The organism is Bacillus sp. EKM420B, from assembly GCF_011065565.1.
Lineage (GTDB): Bacteria > Bacillota > Bacilli > Bacillales > Bacillaceae > Bacillus > Bacillus velezensis.
In genome coordinates this window covers 334,218-351,268 of sequence record NZ_JAAMNX010000002.1, presented here as the reverse complement: position 1 = coordinate 351,268, position 17,051 = coordinate 334,218, and the positions used below count along the sequence as shown (strand labels likewise).

Genomic DNA, 17,051 nt, shown 5'->3' with positions numbered 1-17,051 from the left:
TTTGTTTGCTTGTACAAATTGCGGGGATAATAGTGGATTTTTGAAATGATATCCGCAGACATGCGGTTTTAACGAAAGAAAACATTGCGGTATTTTTGCGCTATCCTTCCGAATGAAAATGATAAAATATGTCATATACATAACGTGGAAGGGAGGGATTCGGAATAGTGGCGAGTGTTTTATCGTCTTCAGCGATTGGAGAAAAAATCAACGAATGGTATATGTACATTCGAAGGTTCAGCATCCCGGACGCCGAGTATTTGCGGAGAGAAATCAAAGAAGAACTTGCAGGCTTGGAAGATGACCAGGATCTTCACCTGTACTATTCTCTCATGGAATTCCGCCACAATCTGATGCTCGAATACCTCGAACCGCTGGAATCGCAGCGGATAGAAGAACAGCCGAGACTATCGGATCTGCTCGCGGATATTGATAAAAAGCAGGCCCGGCTGACCGGACGGCTTGATTATTATTTTAATTTTTTCCGGGGGATGTATGAGCTGGAATGCCGTGAATATCTTTCAGCGATTCAGTTTTTTAAGAAAGCTGAATATAAGCTGGATTTTGTCAAAGATTGTATCGAGAAAGCTGAATTTTATTTTAAGATGTCAGAGTCATACTATTATATGAAGCAGACTTATTTTTCTATGGATTATGCCCGGCAGGCTTATAAAATTTATCATAAGCAGGAGGCATATAATATAAGGGTGCTTCAGTGCCATTCATTGTTCGCTACCAACTTTCTTGACTTAAAGCAATATGATGAAGCAATTCAGCATTTTAAAAAGGCTTATGCCATGGCAGAGGCAGAACAGCAGCCTCAATTAATGGGCCGGACTCTATATAATATCGGACTTTGTTTTAACAGCCAAGGAAATTACAAACCAGCCATTGATTACATAAAACGGGCAATAGCTGTTTTTGAAGATGGGAACATCATCACTTCTCTCCCGCAAGCCTATTTCTTAATCACACAAATACATTATAAAATCGGAAATATGGCCATAGCCAGACAATATCATGACAAAGGGGTATCTTATGCAGAGGAGGCAGAAGATTCCCTATATATAGTCGAATATGAATTTTTAGAATCTTTGTATGTCGGTGAGCCTGATGAAGAAGCAATCATGGAATGTTTTGACTTTCTCAGAGATAAATTGATGTATGCTGATCTTGAAGATTTTGCCTTAGATGTGGCAAAATATTATCATGAAAGAGAGAATTTCGAGAAGGCTGCTGCATATTTTTTAAAAGTGGAAGAAACAAGACAGCAGATTCAAGGAGGTGTGAAGTTGTATGAAATTGAAGTATAAATTAGCACTTACTTGCTTGGCAGTAAGCACTGTTTTTGTTTCAGCCGACATCGCAAGTGCACCGGAACATCAATTTGAAGTTGCTCAGCGCGGAATGATTTAAATGATAATTACTTTTAGGCTTGCAGGTTAAACTGCAAGCCTTTTTTTATATAAACAACTAATTTACAAAAACAAAAAAACATACCTTAGAACTCAAATGTGTAAAAAGTATTTGACACTTATACATATATTATTTAAAATAAATATATATAGATTTGAAAATTTAAAATAAAAAACAAAATAAGTTAAGGAGGGTTTTAGTGGATAACAATATAAAAAAACTTAGAACAGCAGCTGATATTTCACAAAACGATCTGGCTAAGCTCTGCAATGTGACCAGGCAAACCATCAATGCAATTGAAAATAATAAATATGACCCGACTTTAAGTCTGGCTTTTTCGATAGCTCACGCTTTAAATACGGGCATAGATAAAGTATTCAACTATAACGCCAAAAAAAATTAAGGGAGCGGTTCTTATGAAGAAAATGGATGAGATGCAAAAACACCAATCGGGTACAGCCGCCAGAATAGCATTTAGTTTTTATACTGTCGCTTTACTGATATGGTCATTAATAGATTATTTTAAAAACGGAAATACAGGATGGCAATTTCCGATTCTTTTAATAGGCTGCGCGCTCTATTTATGGATTCAAGTTTATCATAATCGAAAAACAAGGTAACGATTCCAATACACTTCCGGAGGATTATACAGCAATGTTTACGAATATAAGTTCATAAAAGCAGAAGTAAACCGATGGAAAGGAAAACCTAAAGAAGACTATAAAGAAATTATTGAAAAGTATTCGCAGCAAGGATGGAAGCTGGTTCAAATTTTTGCTCCTGCTATTTCAGGCTATGGGGCAGCCGATTATTTTGATATTATTTTTGAAAAAAAAGTATAATGTTTCAGTACCAAAGAAAGCCGGATCATACATATGGTCCGGCTTTCTTTGTACGAAATAAGCCAGCAGATACTTTTACGGATTTCACCTCTAAACTATTATTTTTCGGAAATCCGCAATTCAAATAGCTTCCAATATATTTTATTATTTAACTTGCTGGGGATATTGAAAAAATTGGAGGAAAAAATGAATCTACTTTTAAAATCACAAAATAGTAAAGCAATTTTTACATTAGTAGCATCAGGAATCATTGTTCTCGCACTTTTCAGTATGAAACATAATCATTTAAGCATGGATGTTATCGATATTTTAAACAGAGCTGGAATTATCGCTCCTAGTTGGCTTGTCAGTGCTATCACCGCAACGGGTTCAGTTCTGGCTATCATTACTGTTTTGGGATCTCTTGGTGCGGGCTTGCCATTGGCCGTTTTAGAACAATTGGCTGGAGCAAGTACAGCAGCAGCATAATATAAAACATTAAATTCAATATCCCTGGCAGTCCCTTTAACGAATGGATGAAAATACATTGTTTAAAAAGAATGTTTTAGTCAAATTGTACATACTCTGTCTGATCTTATTTTTAATTGCTTTATTTACAGCATATTTTTATACAGATCCCGCTTCAAATGTAAATAATCTAAATCGAAATATCCGTCCGGATTTTTTTCAGATTTTCTTTAATAATATTAAAGTAGCGTGTCTGCTTGTTTTTTTAGGCCCGTTGACGCTGTCGCTTGGCACGGTTGCTGTTTTAATTATTAATGGATTAATTTTAGGGAATGCGATAGGAAACATCAAAGACAATTTAAACCTTTTACTGCTTGTTATTCCCCATGGAATAATTGAAGTGCCGGTATTGCTTCTTGCAGCCTCTGTAGGAATGAAATTAACTTTAGATTTATTACTCCTCAAAATAAATTTGAAATTCACTTTTAAATATATTGGTATTATATTTATCGGTTTAATGATAGCAGCTATGTTAGAAACATTTATTACACCTATCTTTATAAAAGGAGTCTCTTAGGATTATGCAAATTGAATTATCTTCATTTAAGGAACGAAACATTAATTTTTTGTCCTCGTTTTTGTTTTATATTATCGGGTTAGCTTTTTATTTAAGTTCCCTTTTACCTTTTATGAAAAGTTTAATCCCCAAAAACATGTCTATACAAGTTATTGATCACATAAAACATTTAGATTATATCATAGCAATTGTTGCTCTGTTTCTTTTAATGTTCGGGGTGATTTTTGAAGGATTCGTATTATTCCTCATTATAAATTTTCTTGGCGCTCAAATTAAGATCAAAACTTTTTATTCCCTATTTATGTTTTCTAACATCCCGGTCGCAATTAAGTTTTTTCTTATATCATTCAAAAATATTTTCGCAGAACATCCAAACACTAGTTTATTTTTCACAAGTAATCATTTGATTTTTTCTATCTTTGATTTGTTCAATATTGCATATTTATTTCTTTTGTTTATTCTTCTGAAATGGAGAACAAATTTGAACTACCTGACAATCTCAGTTTTTATTTTTACGGCATTCCTGTATAGAATGTTTTTTTAGCATATATAAATAAACCCCCTCAATAGGGGTTTTTCTTTCATTTCGTTCACTGTATACAATTCCTTTTATATGCTTCCGAAACAATACCGACTCTAGTACTCACATTCCACTTTTTACAAAGACCGGCTATGATATATTCGACATTACGCTGCGAGTAGTTTAATGACTTAGCGATCTCTTTATTAGGCTTTTCAGCAATTATCAGTTTAATTACTGAAATTTCAATCTTTTTTAATTCCAATTCATTTTCTACTGCTGTTTTCATTCTAACTTCCTTTCTAAAGATGTATTTACTAAATAATACCCTATTATATAATTTTTATCAATAACATCAATTATTAATAGTAAAATAATATATTGCTTTTACTAACTTCTAAGTAGTTTATATACAATATAAAAATCCCCCGCCATGTTTCAAGCGGGGGAAATTCTTTCTATTTCACAAACCCAAGCAGCATTTCACGGATCATCTTGCTTGCCGTGTTTGCTGTTTGTTCTGAGTGGTCATAGACCGGTGCCACTTCTACGAGGTCGGCGCCTTTTACGCTGACCTCTGAGCGCGCGATTTCATGGATGGACGCGAGCAATTCTTTAGACGTGATGCCTCCCGCGTCAACCGTGCCCGTTCCCGGCGCATGAGCGGGGTCAAGAACGTCGATATCGATCGTGACATAAACAGGGCGTCCCGCAAGCTGCGGCAGCACTTTTTTCAGCGGCTCAAGCACTTCAAACTTAGAAATGTGCATGCCGTTTTCTTTCGCCCATTCAAATTCTTCCTTCATTCCGGAGCGGATGCCGAATGAAAATACGTTTTGCGGCCCGATGAGCTCGGCCGCTTTGCGGATCGGAGTAGAGTGGGAAAGCGGTTCGCCTTCATAATCCGTGCGCAGGTCGGTGTGCGCGTCAAAATGAATGATGGCAAGGTCCGAAAACTTCTTATACATGGCTTTTATGACAGGCCATGATACAAGGTGCTCCCCTCCCATGCCGAGCGGGAACTTGCCTTTTTCTAAGATGCCGTCCACGTATTCTTCAATCATATCAAGGCTTCTTTGCGGATTGCCGAACGGAAGCGGAATGTCTCCGGCGTCAAAGAAATTCAAATCAGCCAAGTCACGGTCGAGGTACGGGCTGTATTCTTCAAGACCGATAGACACCTCGCGGATTCTCCCCGGGCCGAACCGTGAACCCGGACGGTAGCTGACCGTCCAATCCATCGGCATGCCGTAGAGGATGGCATCCGCCTCTTTCCAGTCGGGGCGGCTTGCGATAAATACTTTTCCTGAATAAGCTTCATCAAATCTCATCAATAATACCCTCGCTTTCCTGTAAAAAAGCGCAAGATTCGCTCCTGCGCCGTACGTTTTTATTTGATTAAGTCACTCACAAATTTCGGAAGAACAAATGCCGCTTTGTGAAGCTCTTTCGTGTAATACTTCGTGTCGATGTCGAAGAAACGGCTGTCCTCCACTTCAAGCGGATCGTACTTTTTAGAACCGATCGTAAATGTCCACAGGCCGCTCGGGTACGTCGGGATATTAGCCGTATACAGACGGGTGATCGGGAAGATTTCTTTCACGTCACGCTGTACGTTTGTAATCAGCTCCGGTGTAAACCACGGGTTGTCCGTCTGCGCGACGAAGATGCCGTCTTCTTTTAACGCCTTGGAAATTCCGGCATAGAAGCCTTTTGAGAACAGATTGACGGCCGGTCCGACCGGTTCTGTTGAATCAACCATGATGACGTCATACTCATTTTCTGATTTCGCGATGTGCATGAAACCGTCATCGACTCTCACGTCGACGCGCGGATCATCAAGCTTGCCCGCAATGGACGGAAGGAATTTTTTAGAGTATTCAATAACCTTGCCGTCAATGTCGACAAGCGTCGCTTTTTTTACGCTTGGGTGCTTCAGAATCTCTCTGATGACACCGCCGTCTCCGCCGCCGACAACGAGAACGTTTTCCGGATTCGGGTGCGTAAATAACGGGACGTGCGCAACCATTTCATGATAGACGAATTCGTCTTTTTCAGAAGTCATGACCATTCCGTCTAAGAACAGCATGTTGCCGAATTCTTCTGTCTCCACCATTTCCAGATGCTGAAATTCCGTCTGTTCCGTATGTAATGTTTGTTTCACCTTTAATGTAATGCCGAAATTCTTCGTCTGCTTCTCCGTATACCAAAGCTCGCTCAATTGTCATCTCCCTTTCAAGGCTTATTTCATTTATTGTAAGCGTCTGTATCGCTTTTATTCCGGTTAAAATCTCATTTTCACCTAAGGAAAAAGTATAGAGGATGGAGGGGAAAAAGTAAAGAAGTGTCCGGTTTGATATGTTTAAAAAACCCCCTTTTTTCACATAATAATAGAATCATGAAAAAGGGGGTTCCCAAAAGTGGATAAAGTATCTGGAAAACAGCTCAGAATCACGTTCAAAATCATCCGCGCCTGCATCTTTCTGACACTGATCGGCGGAATGCTGGCCGGCGTCTGCTTCACATCCGTTCTTCTTGCAGCGAAATGGCAGGGCGCCCCCTCCGTCCGGGTTCCTCAGTCTACGATTCTTTATGCAAATGACGGCTCAAAGCTAGGTGAGACCGATTTCGGGGAAAAGCGCTACTGGGTCCGGTTAAAAGATATCAATCCGACAGCGGTGCAGGCCGCGATTGCGGTGGAGGATCAAAACTTTTACAATCACCACGGTTTTGATTACCGGCGGATGGCCGCCGCCGCGCTGGCTGACATAAAGGCAATGGCCAAGGTTCAGGGCGCCAGCACCATCACCCAGCAATACGCGAGAAATCTCTACCTTGAGCATGATAAAACATGGAAACGAAAATGGAACGAAGCATTTTACACGATCCGCCTTGAACAGAACTATTCTAAAAACGAGATTTTAGAAGGTTATGTAAATACGATATATTACGGCCACGGCGCATACGGAATTGAAGCCGCCTCCCGCCTGTATTTCGGCAAACACGCCAAAGATCTGAACGATGCGGAAGCCGTGCTTCTAGCGGGCATACCGAAAGGCCCGTCCGGCTATTCGCCATATGTCAGTGAAAAGAAGGCCAAACAGCGCCAGGAAACCATTCTCCGTCTGATGGCCGGACAAAAAATGATCTCAAAAGAAAAGGCGGAAAGGCTTAAGAAAACGCCGCTTGCCTATCAGCCGCTGAAAAACAGAACCGCAGCGAAAACGGCGCCTTATTTTTACGATGATGCGATGAAAGAACTCGAGAAAAAGCTCGGCATGACGCGCGAACAGCTCGCAACGAGCGGATTGCGTGTTTATACAACGCTTGATAAGCGCATGCAGCGGATTGCGGAAAACACTGTGGCACATACGATCCGTACCGGCTCTGACATTCAGGTCGGCTTTTCCGCGATTGATCCGGCAACAGGGCGCGTGCTTGCACTTCTCGGCGGACGTGACTACGAAAAAAGCCCGTTTGACCGGGCGACACAGGCGAAACGGCAGCCGGCTTCCACGATCAAGCCGCTTTTGTACTACAAAGCGATTCAAAGCGGCTTTACACCGGTCACGCTGATGAAAAGCGAAGCCACAGAGTTCCAGATTGACGACAACGGAGATACCTATTCTCCAAGCAATTACAACGGCTACTACGCCAATAAACCGATTACGCTGCTTCAGGCGCTTGCGTTATCAGACAACATTTATGCCGTGAAGACCCATCTCTTTCTCGGCATGAATAAGCTCGTGTCGGCGGCAAAGGAATTCGGCATCAGCGAACATTTAAAGCCCCTTCCGTCTCTGGCGCTCGGAACTGAACCCGTGCGCCCGATTGAGATGGTTAATGCCTACGCGATGCTCGCAAACGGGGGAAAACAAATCACCCCTTCCTTTATCACAAAAGTGACGGATACCGCCGGCAACATCTTGTATGAACAGCCTCGCGGACATCAGCAGACGCTTGATAAAAAAGCCGCTTTTGTGACGGCGAGCATGATGACGGGCATGTTTGATCAGGATTTAAACGGCTATACTTCCGTCACGGGACGCACCATTTCTGACCGGCTGACCCGAACCTATGGCGGTAAATCAGGCACGACCAGCGCAGACAGCTGGATGATCGGCTTTAATCCCGCTCTTGCCGCCGGTGTGTGGACAGGCTATGACAAAAGCAGCACGATTGATTCAGTAGAAGAAAAAAGCTATGCGAAGACGATTTGGGCGGACTTTATGGAGAAGGCGCTCGAAGGAGAACCGGAAATAGCGCTTAAACCGCCGAAGGGCGTCACGGGCGTCTATATCGACCCCGCTTCCGGCTACACTTCCGGACCCGGATGCGCCGCAAAGCATTATACGTATTTTATCGCAGGCACAGAGCCCGCCGATGTGTGCTACGGGCCGGAACCGTCTAAAAAAGAAAAGGAACACGCTCCCGCCCGCAAAGAAGCTCCGCGCAAAAAGTGGTGGGATAAGTGGCTCGGCAAAAAAGACTGAGCCCGGTGCATTGCGCGCCGGGCTTTACTCCGCGTCTTCCTCAAGCACCCATGGGAGCAAGAGTGAAAAGTCGAGATGGATAATAGGGTCAGGAAAACCCTTCGGTATAAAAAATGTTGTACTAGGCAAAGAAAACGAAAAGCGGGTATCTCCCGCTCTCTCAATATGAAACTTCGGCCAGCCTTCCCTAAGCATGCCGACAATCGGATAGCTGCCCGCATAATGATGCAGGCCGTTTTCCTTTCCATGCTCCCCCAAGTCGTGACAGACAGCCGGACGAATCCCAAACTGCGTAAACAATCTTGTTTTCTCGGCGGGAAGGAGATTCACCGCCTCGGAAAAGTTCCGGCAGCTCCCGCAATCGCAGGGATCAGGCCATGATTTTTCATATTGTTTTCTCGTTTCCGCCGCATCTGCTTCAATGACCCAAGGCCCGATGTCAAAGACGGTGAACATGATGAAACCTCCGTGTAAACATGAAAAACCCCGAGTCTTGGTTCGGCTCGGGACTTTCCATGTCCTGATTCTGTATCAACAGTTTACTCAGTACAATTGCGAAATAGTGCAAATATTTATAAAGTTCACAAAAAGTTCACAAATTATTTTTCGCCCGGAAGCAGACCCGTTTTCAATTCATCGGATGAACGTTCCCAGAGCCCTTGGTCATGCTTCTGCAGAAATTCAGCAAGCACCTGCTTTGAGCTGGCGTCCATTTTGTCCACGATAATGCGGCGCTTCATTGATTTATCCATTAAATTCACATGCTCCGGCAATGACTTATAGCCTCTGCGGATACTTCTGTCCACGGTCATTTCACAAGCCGTCACACCCGCGTAATAAGGGCCTTCTTCTTTTCTGTCGATGGTGACCCACACGAGCCAGTACGGTTTTCCGTTCGGCACTTCATCTTTGTTCGGCAGGAATTTGATGCCTTTTTCAACGACACTGCGGGCATGCATTGCGCCGATGTCAACGAAGGCTTCCTTCTCTTCCACATCGACAAATACCGGAGAAATATTGTCAAGGCTCAGCGACCCGGCGCCGAAACCGCCATGTCCGTCGGTCGGATCACTTTTAATAATATTAAATCCGATTGTTTTCTTCTTTTTTTCTTCCATGAAAATACCCTCCTACAAAAGCGGTTGAAATATAATGGCAAATACCTTGAGAATCCAGTCTCTCCCCTCGCTTAACAGCGGCCACACGACATAGGAGCCGACCGGTGTCACAAACAGCACGAGAAACACGATAATCCCGTAGCTCTCAAACTGAGTCATTTTGGCGCGCACCCGCGGCGGCACGAGATCCTCAATAATCCGGTAGCCGTCAAGCGGAGGAAGCGGCAGCAGGTTGAATAAACACAGCGCGAGATTCAGCTGAATCCAAATAGAGAAAAAGCGGTCAAGCCCCATGCTGAATGCAGAAAGCAGCTCCATTCCGTAAGCATGCATCAACACTAGCAAAAAGAAACCGATAAAGGCAAGAAGCAGGTTGCTTACGGGGCCGGCGACGGAAACCAGCACTCCCGCCAGCCGCGGTCTTTTAAAGGCGCGGCGGTTCACCGGCACCGGACGGGCCCAGCCGAAACCCGCGACCAAAATTAGAATCGTTCCGAAAACATCAAGATGTTTAATCGGATTGAGCGTTAATCTGCCCTGTCTCGCCGCGGTATCGTCTCCGAACCGATACGCGACATACGCGTGCGCCAGTTCATGCATCGTAAATGCCACGATCAGCGTAATCACGACATAGGGCATAAGCTCCAGCGGATAATATAAAAATCTGTCCAAATGTCAAGATCCCCTTTTTTTAAAAATGCAAGATTGTCCTTCATTCAGTATACTATAAGTGATCTCTCTTCCAAAGAGAGGAAACGATAAAGGAGGATCAGCACCATGCCGCTCGTAACCGTTAAAATGCTTGAAGGCCGCACAGATGAACAAAAACGGAATCTGGTTGAAAAAGTGACCGAAGCCGTAAAAGAAACGACAGGCGCAGCCGAAGAAAAGATTATTGTCATGATTGAAGAAATGAGAAAGGATCATTACGCCGTCGCCGGCAAACGGATCAGCGATACGGAGTAATCCTTGATAATGGCCGGCGCTGCTATGTCAGGCCGGCTTATTTCACAACCTTTTCAACCAGGCTGAAAAAGATTTTCTTTTCTTCCTCTGTCAATGCTTCGAACAGTTCGTCAATCAGCAGCTGCCGGTTTTCAATCATTTGCATGGCCGCCATTTTTCCCGATTCGGAAAGCGTCATCCATACCGTGCGGCGGTCTTCGTTGTTTCTCGACCTTTCCACGAATCCTTCTTTTTCTAAATGATTGAGAGCGGTTGTCGTGGCGGAAGGCGATAATGTGACCTCCTGCAATATATCTTTAATCGTGCATGTGCCGTGCCGGTAAATAATCCTCAGAATAAATCCTCTGATATTGTTTATACTCTTCGGAATTGTCGCCTCATCAAGCTTTTTCGTGCTCTTTAAATATTTCGTGAGCGCGTAATCCAGTACATTTGCTTGCAAGTTATCGTGCTTCATGCAGAAACTCCCCATTTCAAGATGCATCCATCATCATTTGTTTGTTTTTTATTACATTTTACTGATACCTTACGGAGAAAGTCAAAATTCCGGCCGGAATGCCCGCAACTTTTATCCTGCCCTGCACAGGCTTTTGTCTCCCTCTTTTTTACCATATCCTTTTATGCAATGCTGGTTTTATAGACACGATTCAGGTAAAATCATTAAGGGTGACTGCGTTTGACGGAAAGGATAATCTGATCGGATGCGGCAGACAATATGATTGGAAAAGAAAAGAAACGGAACAGACGGGGAAACAGAACACAGGATTGTCGATTACACAGAAGATGTGACACGGGTAAAAGCCAAAGAGTCCCTCTTGGCTTTTGCTTTTGGATGGAGGGATGCGTGTTGCGGAATATCCTACAAAAAAAAGACATCACCCAGCTGCTTGAACAAAGCAGAAAAAGGCAGACTGCCAAAACGATGGGTGGATTTGATTTAACATTACTGGGCATCGGCGCCGTCATCGGGACGGGCGTCATGGTCCTTACAGGCATTACGGCCGCGAAAAACGCCGGGCCTTCCGTAATCTTTTCTTTTATCATTGCAGCCGTTGTCTGCAGCCTTGCAGCATTATGTTACGCCGAAATCGCTTCTGTTCTCCCGGTTTACGGAAGCGCCTATATTTACTCTTATACCACCATGGGAGAAATTGTCGGCCATTTAATGGGCTGGACGCTCTTATCCGTTTATATGGTGACGGCGTCGGCGGTGGCAAGCGGCTGGTCAAGTTATTTTAATAATCTGTTAGCCGAAATCGGCATGCCTTTGCCGGACAGTCTGCTGCACGTGCCGAGCCAGGGGGGCATCGTCAACCTTCCTGCCATCATCATTACTCTATTAATTGCCGTCGTTCTGTCACGCGGCTCTAAAGAGAGCAAAACCTTTAATAATATAATGGTTCTCGTAAAAATCGGAATTGTTTTGCTGTTTATCATCACAGGAAGCTTTTTTGTAAAGCCGGGCAATTGGCATCCTTTTATGCCTTTTGGAATCAAAGGCGTCATTACGGGGGCTTCTGCCGTCTTTTTTGCGTTTCTCGGGTTTGACGCGATTTCGGCTTCGGCTGAAGAAGTCAAAAAACCGCAGCGCAACCTGCCGATCGGTATTATCGGTTCACTGGTGATCTGTACATTGGTATACGTCATCGTCTGTCTCGTCATGACGGGTATGGTTCCGTATTCACAGCTTAATGTGCCGGAAGCCATGTCTTATGTGCTGCAGACTGTCGGACAAAACGCGGTGGCGGGCATTATCGCTGCCGGTGCGGTGATCGGACTGATGGCCGTCGTTCTCGCCCATACCTATGCGGCGACCCGTATATCTTTTGCGATGGCAAGAGACGGAATGCTGCCGAAAGTCTTTACCATTGTCGGAAAGAAATCGGGAGCGCCGATCTTTAATACGTGGCTGATCGGACTGATCAGCGCATGCATCGCGGGTTTTGTTGATCTGAAAGAGCTGTCAGATCTCTCAAACATCGGCGCGCTATTGACATTTGCCATGGTCAGTCTGTCCGTGCTGATTCTGCGCCGCACCCATAAAGATCTGCCGCGGGGATTTAAAGTGCCTTTTGTACCCGTACTGCCGATTTTGGCCATTATCTGCTGTTTGTTTTTAATGGTCAATCTGCCGCTGAAAACGTGGCTTTATTTTGCCGTCTGGCTGATCATCGGCGTCATCGTTTACTTTTTATATTCGTACAAGCACAGCAAATTGAGACAATAAACAAAACCAGGCCCGCTTCATTGCGGCCTGGTTTTTTCATAAAAAAAGACGAAAGCATCGCCTTTAACAAATGTGTTTCAGCTCTTCTATGTAGTGAAGCGCCTCATCATATTCTTCATCCGTATATTTCTGTTTGCTTTTTATCGTAAACACTTTCTCTTTCTTTTCCTCAGCTTCAAGGCCGTCAAAATACAAAATCGTAGACACCAGCTCCAGAAACCGGGATGAGCGGCTGTTGACGCTGTCGATATACTTCTTCATATCCGGCATCGTAAGCTCCGCATGATGTAAAAACTCGGCTCCCGTCTCCGTCAGCGAGTACCGGTATTGAAAGTAGCCGCCCTTTTTTTCCTTCACCTCATCCAGAAACCCAAGATTGCACAGCTCTTCAATTCGAAGCGTCAGTTCTTCGGAATACGGGCCGTAAAAATGAAAATCATATTTTTCGTAGAAAGGATACTGCATTTTCTTCGCGATATAAATGATTTTCTGCAGCTTTTTCCGCCCGATGATTTCTCCAGAATCCGAGAACACCTTCATCAGTTTTGCATGTTCTTTCAACAAATTCCCGACATCTCCTTTTCCTTCTTTACCAAAATCCTTTTATGTCAGTCCCAACAGCTGCCGGATTTTTAATTTTGCTTCAGGGTTTTCTGAATCGTCGCAAATGAGGTCCATCGGATAGTAGAGCTTATGGTCCGTCCGGCGTTTGCCCGAAATGGATTCGACAATGGCGGACTGCCTGGACAGCTCTTTGATCTGGCCGTTCTGCGTTAACAGATGAATCGGCAGACGCTCCTCCTCTTCACCCGGCCGGTAAAAATCATACGGCAGATCCGATGAAGAATCGACCACTAAATAGTAATTGGGATCAATTCCCGCCTCTTTAAACAGAGCGGTCAGTTCAAAATAAGCCGACATTTCCTCATTGGGGTTAAATTCGGCGTATTGAAACAGCTGGCGGTTAATGAAGCGGCGGCACAAGTCGGACAGAATCGGGTCCTCTTCTTCCTCCCAAGCCTGGAAATAATATAAAATGATGGCTTCATCAAGCTTCAGATAATCCGCAAGCGTCAGCTTCCCTTCAAAAATGGAATAAAAATGAACGGGAGCATGAGTGAATATATACCCTTCTTCATGGAGCTGCTTCGCACGGTGGAGAATTTTCGTCAAAATGACTTCTGCGCTTCTCGTCACGGGATGAAAATACACCTGCCAGTACATTTGATAGCGGCTCATAATATAGTCTTCGACGGCGTGCATGCCGCTTTGCTTAATGACGATCTGGTCCTCTCGCGGACGCATGACCCTTAAAATCCGTTCCATATCAAAATGTCCGTAGCTGACGCCCGTATAGTATGCGTCCCGCTGAAGGTAATCCATCCTGTCGGCATCAATCTGGCTCGAAATCAGGCTGACCACCTGTTTGTTTTTGTATGTTTTGGCAATGACTTCGGCAACATCCTGGGGAAATCCCGGTCCCGCCTTTCTGAGAACCTGATTCACCTCGGTGTCGCCGAGAATGATTTCCCTCGTATAGTCTTCATGATCCAGATGAAAAACCTTTTCAAAGGAATGCGAAAACGGCCCATGTCCCAAATCGTGCAAAAGCGCGGCGCTGAGACAGAGTTCGCGTTCATTGTCATCCCATTCAGAACGCCCTTTAAAAACATCATCAACCATTCGTCTGACAATCTCATAGACGCCGAGAGAATGGTTAAAACGGCTGTGTTCCGCGCCGTGAAAGGTCAAATACGTCGTACCGAGCTGTTTGATCCGGCGCAGCCGCTGAAATTCACGGGTGCCGATCAAATCCCAGATCAGCTTGTCCCGCACATGAACATAGCGGTGAACGGGATCTTTAAACACTTTTTCTTCTGATAATTTTCCGTTTGGATACGCCATCGTCATTCCCTCTTTTTTTTAGCCGTGATTCTATTATATCGGCTCTGTAATTTGAAAACATCCTTGAATTTGTCCGGCGTTTTGTTCCAGTTTTCCGACATTGATTTTTTGAAGCAAAAAAGCCTGACCCATCGGGCGAGGCTGTCGTAAAAATGCACATTTACTTTTTGATCTTCTTTTTCACTTTCTCAATCAGCTCGTCCTCAGTCGGCGCCGACAGCGGGCGGTTGTTTACGAAAGCAAACGATTTTTTGCGTCCGGGCCCGCAATATGACTGACATCCGACCTCCACTTTTGCATCCGGGTCAGCTTCTTTCAAACGCGGCAGCAATGTCTTAATATTGGTGGCCTGGCAATCATCACACACTCGGAATTCATTAGCCATGATGTACGCTTCCCTTCATTCAATGTTCCTCTATGTTAAATCTTAATTTTTAAAAACGAAAAAAATCACATCACGTTTTATTGTACAAGGATTCATCTTATCCTGCAAGGCTCTGCGTATCTCTCATTCTTTCAGCCAATTTGTATAAATATTTTCCAATCTGGACATTCTAATACCATCAAAGATTATTGGGGGTTGAGAACATTGACAAAGCAAAGACAGGACGCCTGGTCGGAGGAAAATGACCTGCTGCTTGCGGAAACCGTGCTCCGGCACGTCCGGGAAGGAAGCACGCAGCTGAACGCCTTTGAAGAGGTAGGCGATAAATTAAACAGAACGTCGGCAGCGTGCGGATTCAGATGGAATGCCGTCGTGCGCCATCAATATGAAAAAGCGCTTCAGCTTGCAAAAAAACAGCGGAAACAGCGGATGCGCGCGCTCGGAAACGGCCAGCCGGCCAAGAAGAAACTATTATACCAGCCGCCTGCACCGGATGCGGACATCATTCAAGAAACCGCAGCCGAAGAGACGGTTCAAACGGAAGCGCCAAAAGAGGACCGGCAAGCCGTCATGTCCGGCGAACATATGCCTTATGTCGATGAAAGCTTTAAGGAAGAGTTAGCTAGTTTATCACATTTGCTGGCGCCTCAGCAGCCGAGCCAAAAGACGGAGCTCACAATGGCAGACGTCATTCAATTTCTGCAGAGCTATGAAGGCAGCGGAAAGCAAACTTCCGCCCTGCAGATGGAAAATGACCGTTTAAAACGGGAAAATCAAGAACTTCAGTCTAAAACCGAGCAGCTGGAAGCGGCCGTCGAAAAGCTTGAAAAAGATCAAAAGACCATTCAGGAAGACTACGAAACCTTGGTGAAAATTATGAACAGAGCCAGAAAACTAGTTTTATTTGAAGACGACGAGCATGCCTCTCCGTCCTTTAAAATGGACCGGAACGGCAATTTAGAAAAAATGGCCGAATAACGCAAAAAACCCCTTTCCTTGTCATAGAAAAAGGGGTTTTTGCCATTTGTCAATGACGCGCATCCTGATCTATATTAATGTAAACATTGTTCAGGAGGCCTTCTTCCCGCAAGGGCTGCGCATCTCGGTCCCCGCCCGCACATAAGCATAAAGATTCAATTCCTCATCCCAAATGGTTCTTGGGAATTATTGATCGATTAGCTACTGTGCAATACACTGTATAGAGAATACAATTATTAGATATGATGGGAATGATAGTAAATGAGTAGCCAATTACGAAAAGGAGCATTGGAACTTTGTGTGTTGTCCCTGCTTCTTTATGAAGATTTATATGGTTATGAATTAATCAAGATCATAAGTGAAACGTTCCCTGTATCGGAGGGCACCATCTACCCCATATTACGAAGACTTACGAAAAATAACTATTTAAAAACGTATACAGCAGCTTCAGATCAAGGCCCGTCACGCAAATATTACAAAGTAACAGAAGAAGGCGCCTTTTATCATCACACATTAAAATCGGAATGGCTTGACCTGTCCGAAAAAGTGAACAGCATCATTAAGGAGGGAAAATGAATGTGTAAAGACCAATATTTAAAACATCTCCGGCGGGAAATAAAAGATCTGCCGGAACTTGAACAAAAAGAGATACTCGCCGATATCGGCGAAATATTCCAAATGGGCGGCGCTGAAGGAAAAAGCGATGAACAAATCGCCGGCAATTTAGGAAACCCCAAAACACTTGCGCGCGCCTTAAAAGCGGATATTTTCATCAGTGATGCCGAGGAGCAGAAAACATGGCGCTCCTTTTTCAAAGCATTCGGCCTGATGCTGGGTATGGGCATGTTCAACTTCATGTTTATGCTGACACCGTTTCTTTTTGCCTCTGTTGCGGTGTTAAGTTTGATGGCAATCGGCCTGATGCTGATGACCGGATCATTCTTTCTCCTCGTAAAAGTGCCGATTGTAACAGCCATTTTTAACGGATGTATGGTCCTCGGAGCGGGTATGGCGGTGTTTATGGCCGGATTTGATCTTTCGAAACTGATATTCCGCATCTTTTTGCGCTATTTCAAATGGAATGTCAGCATTGTAAGGAGGGAAACCATTGAATCGAAAAATGTGGTATAGCATTGCTCTCATTTTAATTGCTGCCGGCCTGATCGGAAGCATGTTC

The 17,051-nt window shown here is 44.2% G+C and carries 22 protein-coding genes and 1 pseudogene; 13 read left to right on the top strand and 10 right to left on the bottom strand.

Annotated features, from left to right (window positions below):
- The first annotated feature begins 167 nt into the window (after positions 1 to 167).
- From G9F48_RS06750 to G9F48_RS06720, 7 genes and pseudogenes are all read left to right on the top strand, one after another.
- Positions 168 to 1,313: a response regulator aspartate phosphatase gene (locus G9F48_RS06750; protein ID WP_127069887.1), complete on the top strand. Its 1,146-nt coding sequence runs from the start codon at positions 168 to 170 to the stop codon at positions 1,311 to 1,313.
- Positions 1,297 to 1,416: a PhrC/PhrF family phosphatase-inhibitory pheromone gene (locus tag G9F48_RS06745; protein WP_127069886.1), complete on the top strand. Its 120-nt coding sequence runs from the start codon at positions 1,297 to 1,299 to the stop codon at positions 1,414 to 1,416. The genes G9F48_RS06750 and G9F48_RS06745 overlap by 17 nt, the downstream gene beginning before the upstream one ends.
- Before the next feature lie 199 nt (positions 1,417 to 1,615).
- Positions 1,616 to 1,819: a helix-turn-helix transcriptional regulator gene (locus G9F48_RS06740; RefSeq protein WP_003151064.1), complete on the top strand. Its 204-nt coding sequence runs from the start codon at positions 1,616 to 1,618 to the stop codon at positions 1,817 to 1,819.
- 13 nt (positions 1,820 to 1,832) lie between these two features.
- Positions 1,833 to 2,036 (top strand): hypothetical protein, encoded by a 204-nt coding sequence (locus tag G9F48_RS06735; protein ID WP_127069885.1) that lies wholly within the window; start codon positions 1,833 to 1,835, stop codon positions 2,034 to 2,036.
- A gap of 36 nt (positions 2,037 to 2,072) precedes the next feature.
- A pseudogene (locus tag G9F48_RS06730) lies at positions 2,073 to 2,258 on the top strand (DUF4177 domain-containing protein); the annotation flags it as partial.
- Positions 2,259 to 2,444: 186 nt separating this feature from the next.
- The gene (locus G9F48_RS06725) at positions 2,445 to 2,726 is read left to right on the top strand and encodes a hypothetical protein (protein ID WP_014419131.1); all 282 of its coding nucleotides are present in this window, start codon (positions 2,445 to 2,447) and stop codon (positions 2,724 to 2,726) included.
- Between the two features lie 43 nt (positions 2,727 to 2,769).
- Positions 2,770 to 3,282: a stage II sporulation protein M gene (locus G9F48_RS06720; protein WP_146283983.1), complete on the top strand. Its 513-nt coding sequence runs from the start codon at positions 2,770 to 2,772 to the stop codon at positions 3,280 to 3,282.
- Positions 3,283 to 3,872: 590 nt separating this feature from the next.
- On the opposite strand, the gene G9F48_RS06710 is transcribed toward G9F48_RS06720, so the two are convergent.
- From G9F48_RS06710 to speE, 3 genes are all read right to left on the bottom strand, one after another.
- Positions 3,873 to 4,091, bottom strand: coding sequence for a helix-turn-helix transcriptional regulator (locus G9F48_RS06710; protein WP_003151056.1), 219 nt, complete (start codon positions 4,089 to 4,091; stop codon positions 3,873 to 3,875).
- 169 nt (positions 4,092 to 4,260) lie between these two features.
- Positions 4,261 to 5,133, bottom strand: a complete 873-nt coding sequence (gene speB / locus G9F48_RS06705; RefSeq protein WP_165409254.1) for an agmatinase — start codon at positions 5,131 to 5,133, stop codon at positions 4,261 to 4,263.
- Positions 5,134 to 5,192: 59 nt separating this feature from the next.
- Positions 5,193 to 6,023: a spermidine synthase gene (speE, locus tag G9F48_RS06700; RefSeq protein WP_003151052.1), complete on the bottom strand. Its 831-nt coding sequence runs from the start codon at positions 6,021 to 6,023 to the stop codon at positions 5,193 to 5,195.
- A gap of 199 nt (positions 6,024 to 6,222) precedes the next feature.
- Here speE and G9F48_RS06695 point away from each other — a divergent pair, with 199 nt between their 5' ends.
- Positions 6,223 to 8,295 carry a transglycosylase domain-containing protein gene (locus G9F48_RS06695; RefSeq protein ID WP_165409253.1) on the top strand — a complete coding sequence of 691 codons (2,073 nt, stop codon included), beginning with the start codon at positions 6,223 to 6,225 and terminating at the stop codon, positions 8,293 to 8,295.
- Between the two features lie 24 nt (positions 8,296 to 8,319).
- Here G9F48_RS06695 and G9F48_RS06690 read toward each other — a convergent pair whose 3' ends face one another.
- From G9F48_RS06690 to G9F48_RS06680, 3 genes are all read right to left on the bottom strand, one after another.
- Positions 8,320 to 8,751, bottom strand: coding sequence for a hypothetical protein (locus G9F48_RS06690; RefSeq protein ID WP_165409252.1), 432 nt, complete (start codon positions 8,749 to 8,751; stop codon positions 8,320 to 8,322).
- 143 nt (positions 8,752 to 8,894) lie between these two features.
- Positions 8,895 to 9,413 (bottom strand): YwhD family protein, encoded by a 519-nt coding sequence (locus G9F48_RS06685; RefSeq protein WP_015387555.1) that lies wholly within the window; start codon positions 9,411 to 9,413, stop codon positions 8,895 to 8,897.
- A 12-nt stretch (positions 9,414 to 9,425) separates the two neighbouring features.
- On the bottom strand, positions 9,426 to 10,085 hold the full coding sequence (locus G9F48_RS06680) for a site-2 protease family protein (protein WP_003151043.1): 660 nt from the start codon (positions 10,083 to 10,085) through the stop codon (positions 9,426 to 9,428).
- A 105-nt stretch (positions 10,086 to 10,190) separates the two neighbouring features.
- Between G9F48_RS06680 and G9F48_RS06675 the strand changes: the two genes are divergently transcribed.
- Positions 10,191 to 10,379 (top strand): 2-hydroxymuconate tautomerase, encoded by a 189-nt coding sequence (locus G9F48_RS06675; RefSeq protein WP_003151042.1) that lies wholly within the window; start codon positions 10,191 to 10,193, stop codon positions 10,377 to 10,379.
- 37 nt (positions 10,380 to 10,416) lie between these two features.
- On the opposite strand, the gene G9F48_RS06670 is transcribed toward G9F48_RS06675, so the two are convergent.
- On the bottom strand, positions 10,417 to 10,836 hold the full coding sequence (locus G9F48_RS06670; RefSeq protein ID WP_003151040.1) for a MarR family transcriptional regulator: 420 nt from the start codon (positions 10,834 to 10,836) through the stop codon (positions 10,417 to 10,419).
- Positions 10,837 to 11,226: 390 nt separating this feature from the next.
- On the opposite strand from G9F48_RS06670, the gene G9F48_RS06665 reads away from it, so the two are divergent.
- On the top strand, positions 11,227 to 12,606 hold the full coding sequence (locus G9F48_RS06665) for an amino acid permease (protein ID WP_003151037.1): 1,380 nt from the start codon (positions 11,227 to 11,229) through the stop codon (positions 12,604 to 12,606).
- Between the two features lie 63 nt (positions 12,607 to 12,669).
- Here G9F48_RS06665 and G9F48_RS06660 read toward each other — a convergent pair whose 3' ends face one another.
- The 3 genes from G9F48_RS06660 to G9F48_RS06650 all read right to left on the bottom strand — a co-directional run bounded on the left by G9F48_RS06660 (position 12,670) and on the right by G9F48_RS06650 (position 14,896).
- The gene (locus G9F48_RS06660) at positions 12,670 to 13,170 is read right to left on the bottom strand and encodes a YwgA family protein (protein ID WP_007407653.1); all 501 of its coding nucleotides are present in this window, start codon (positions 13,168 to 13,170) and stop codon (positions 12,670 to 12,672) included.
- A 39-nt stretch (positions 13,171 to 13,209) separates the two neighbouring features.
- Positions 13,210 to 14,511 (bottom strand): HD domain-containing protein, encoded by a 1,302-nt coding sequence (locus tag G9F48_RS06655; RefSeq protein WP_109567282.1) that lies wholly within the window; start codon positions 14,509 to 14,511, stop codon positions 13,210 to 13,212.
- A gap of 160 nt (positions 14,512 to 14,671) precedes the next feature.
- A complete protein-coding gene (locus G9F48_RS06650; RefSeq protein ID WP_003151034.1) occupies positions 14,672 to 14,896 on the bottom strand; it encodes a DUF1450 domain-containing protein in 225 nt (74 codons plus the stop codon).
- Positions 14,897 to 15,100: 204 nt separating this feature from the next.
- Between G9F48_RS06650 and G9F48_RS06645 the strand changes: the two genes are divergently transcribed.
- The 3 genes from G9F48_RS06645 to G9F48_RS06635 all read left to right on the top strand — a co-directional run bounded on the left by G9F48_RS06645 (position 15,101) and on the right by G9F48_RS06635 (position 17,005).
- Positions 15,101 to 15,874 (top strand): RsfA family transcriptional regulator, encoded by a 774-nt coding sequence (locus G9F48_RS06645; RefSeq protein WP_165409251.1) that lies wholly within the window; start codon positions 15,101 to 15,103, stop codon positions 15,872 to 15,874.
- Between the two features lie 261 nt (positions 15,875 to 16,135).
- Positions 16,136 to 16,450: a PadR family transcriptional regulator gene (locus G9F48_RS06640; RefSeq protein WP_012118696.1), complete on the top strand. Its 315-nt coding sequence runs from the start codon at positions 16,136 to 16,138 to the stop codon at positions 16,448 to 16,450.
- Positions 16,451 to 17,005 carry an HAAS signaling domain-containing protein gene (locus tag G9F48_RS06635; protein WP_003151028.1) on the top strand — a complete coding sequence of 185 codons (555 nt, stop codon included), beginning with the start codon at positions 16,451 to 16,453 and terminating at the stop codon, positions 17,003 to 17,005.
- Positions 17,006 to 17,051 lie beyond the last annotated feature (46 nt).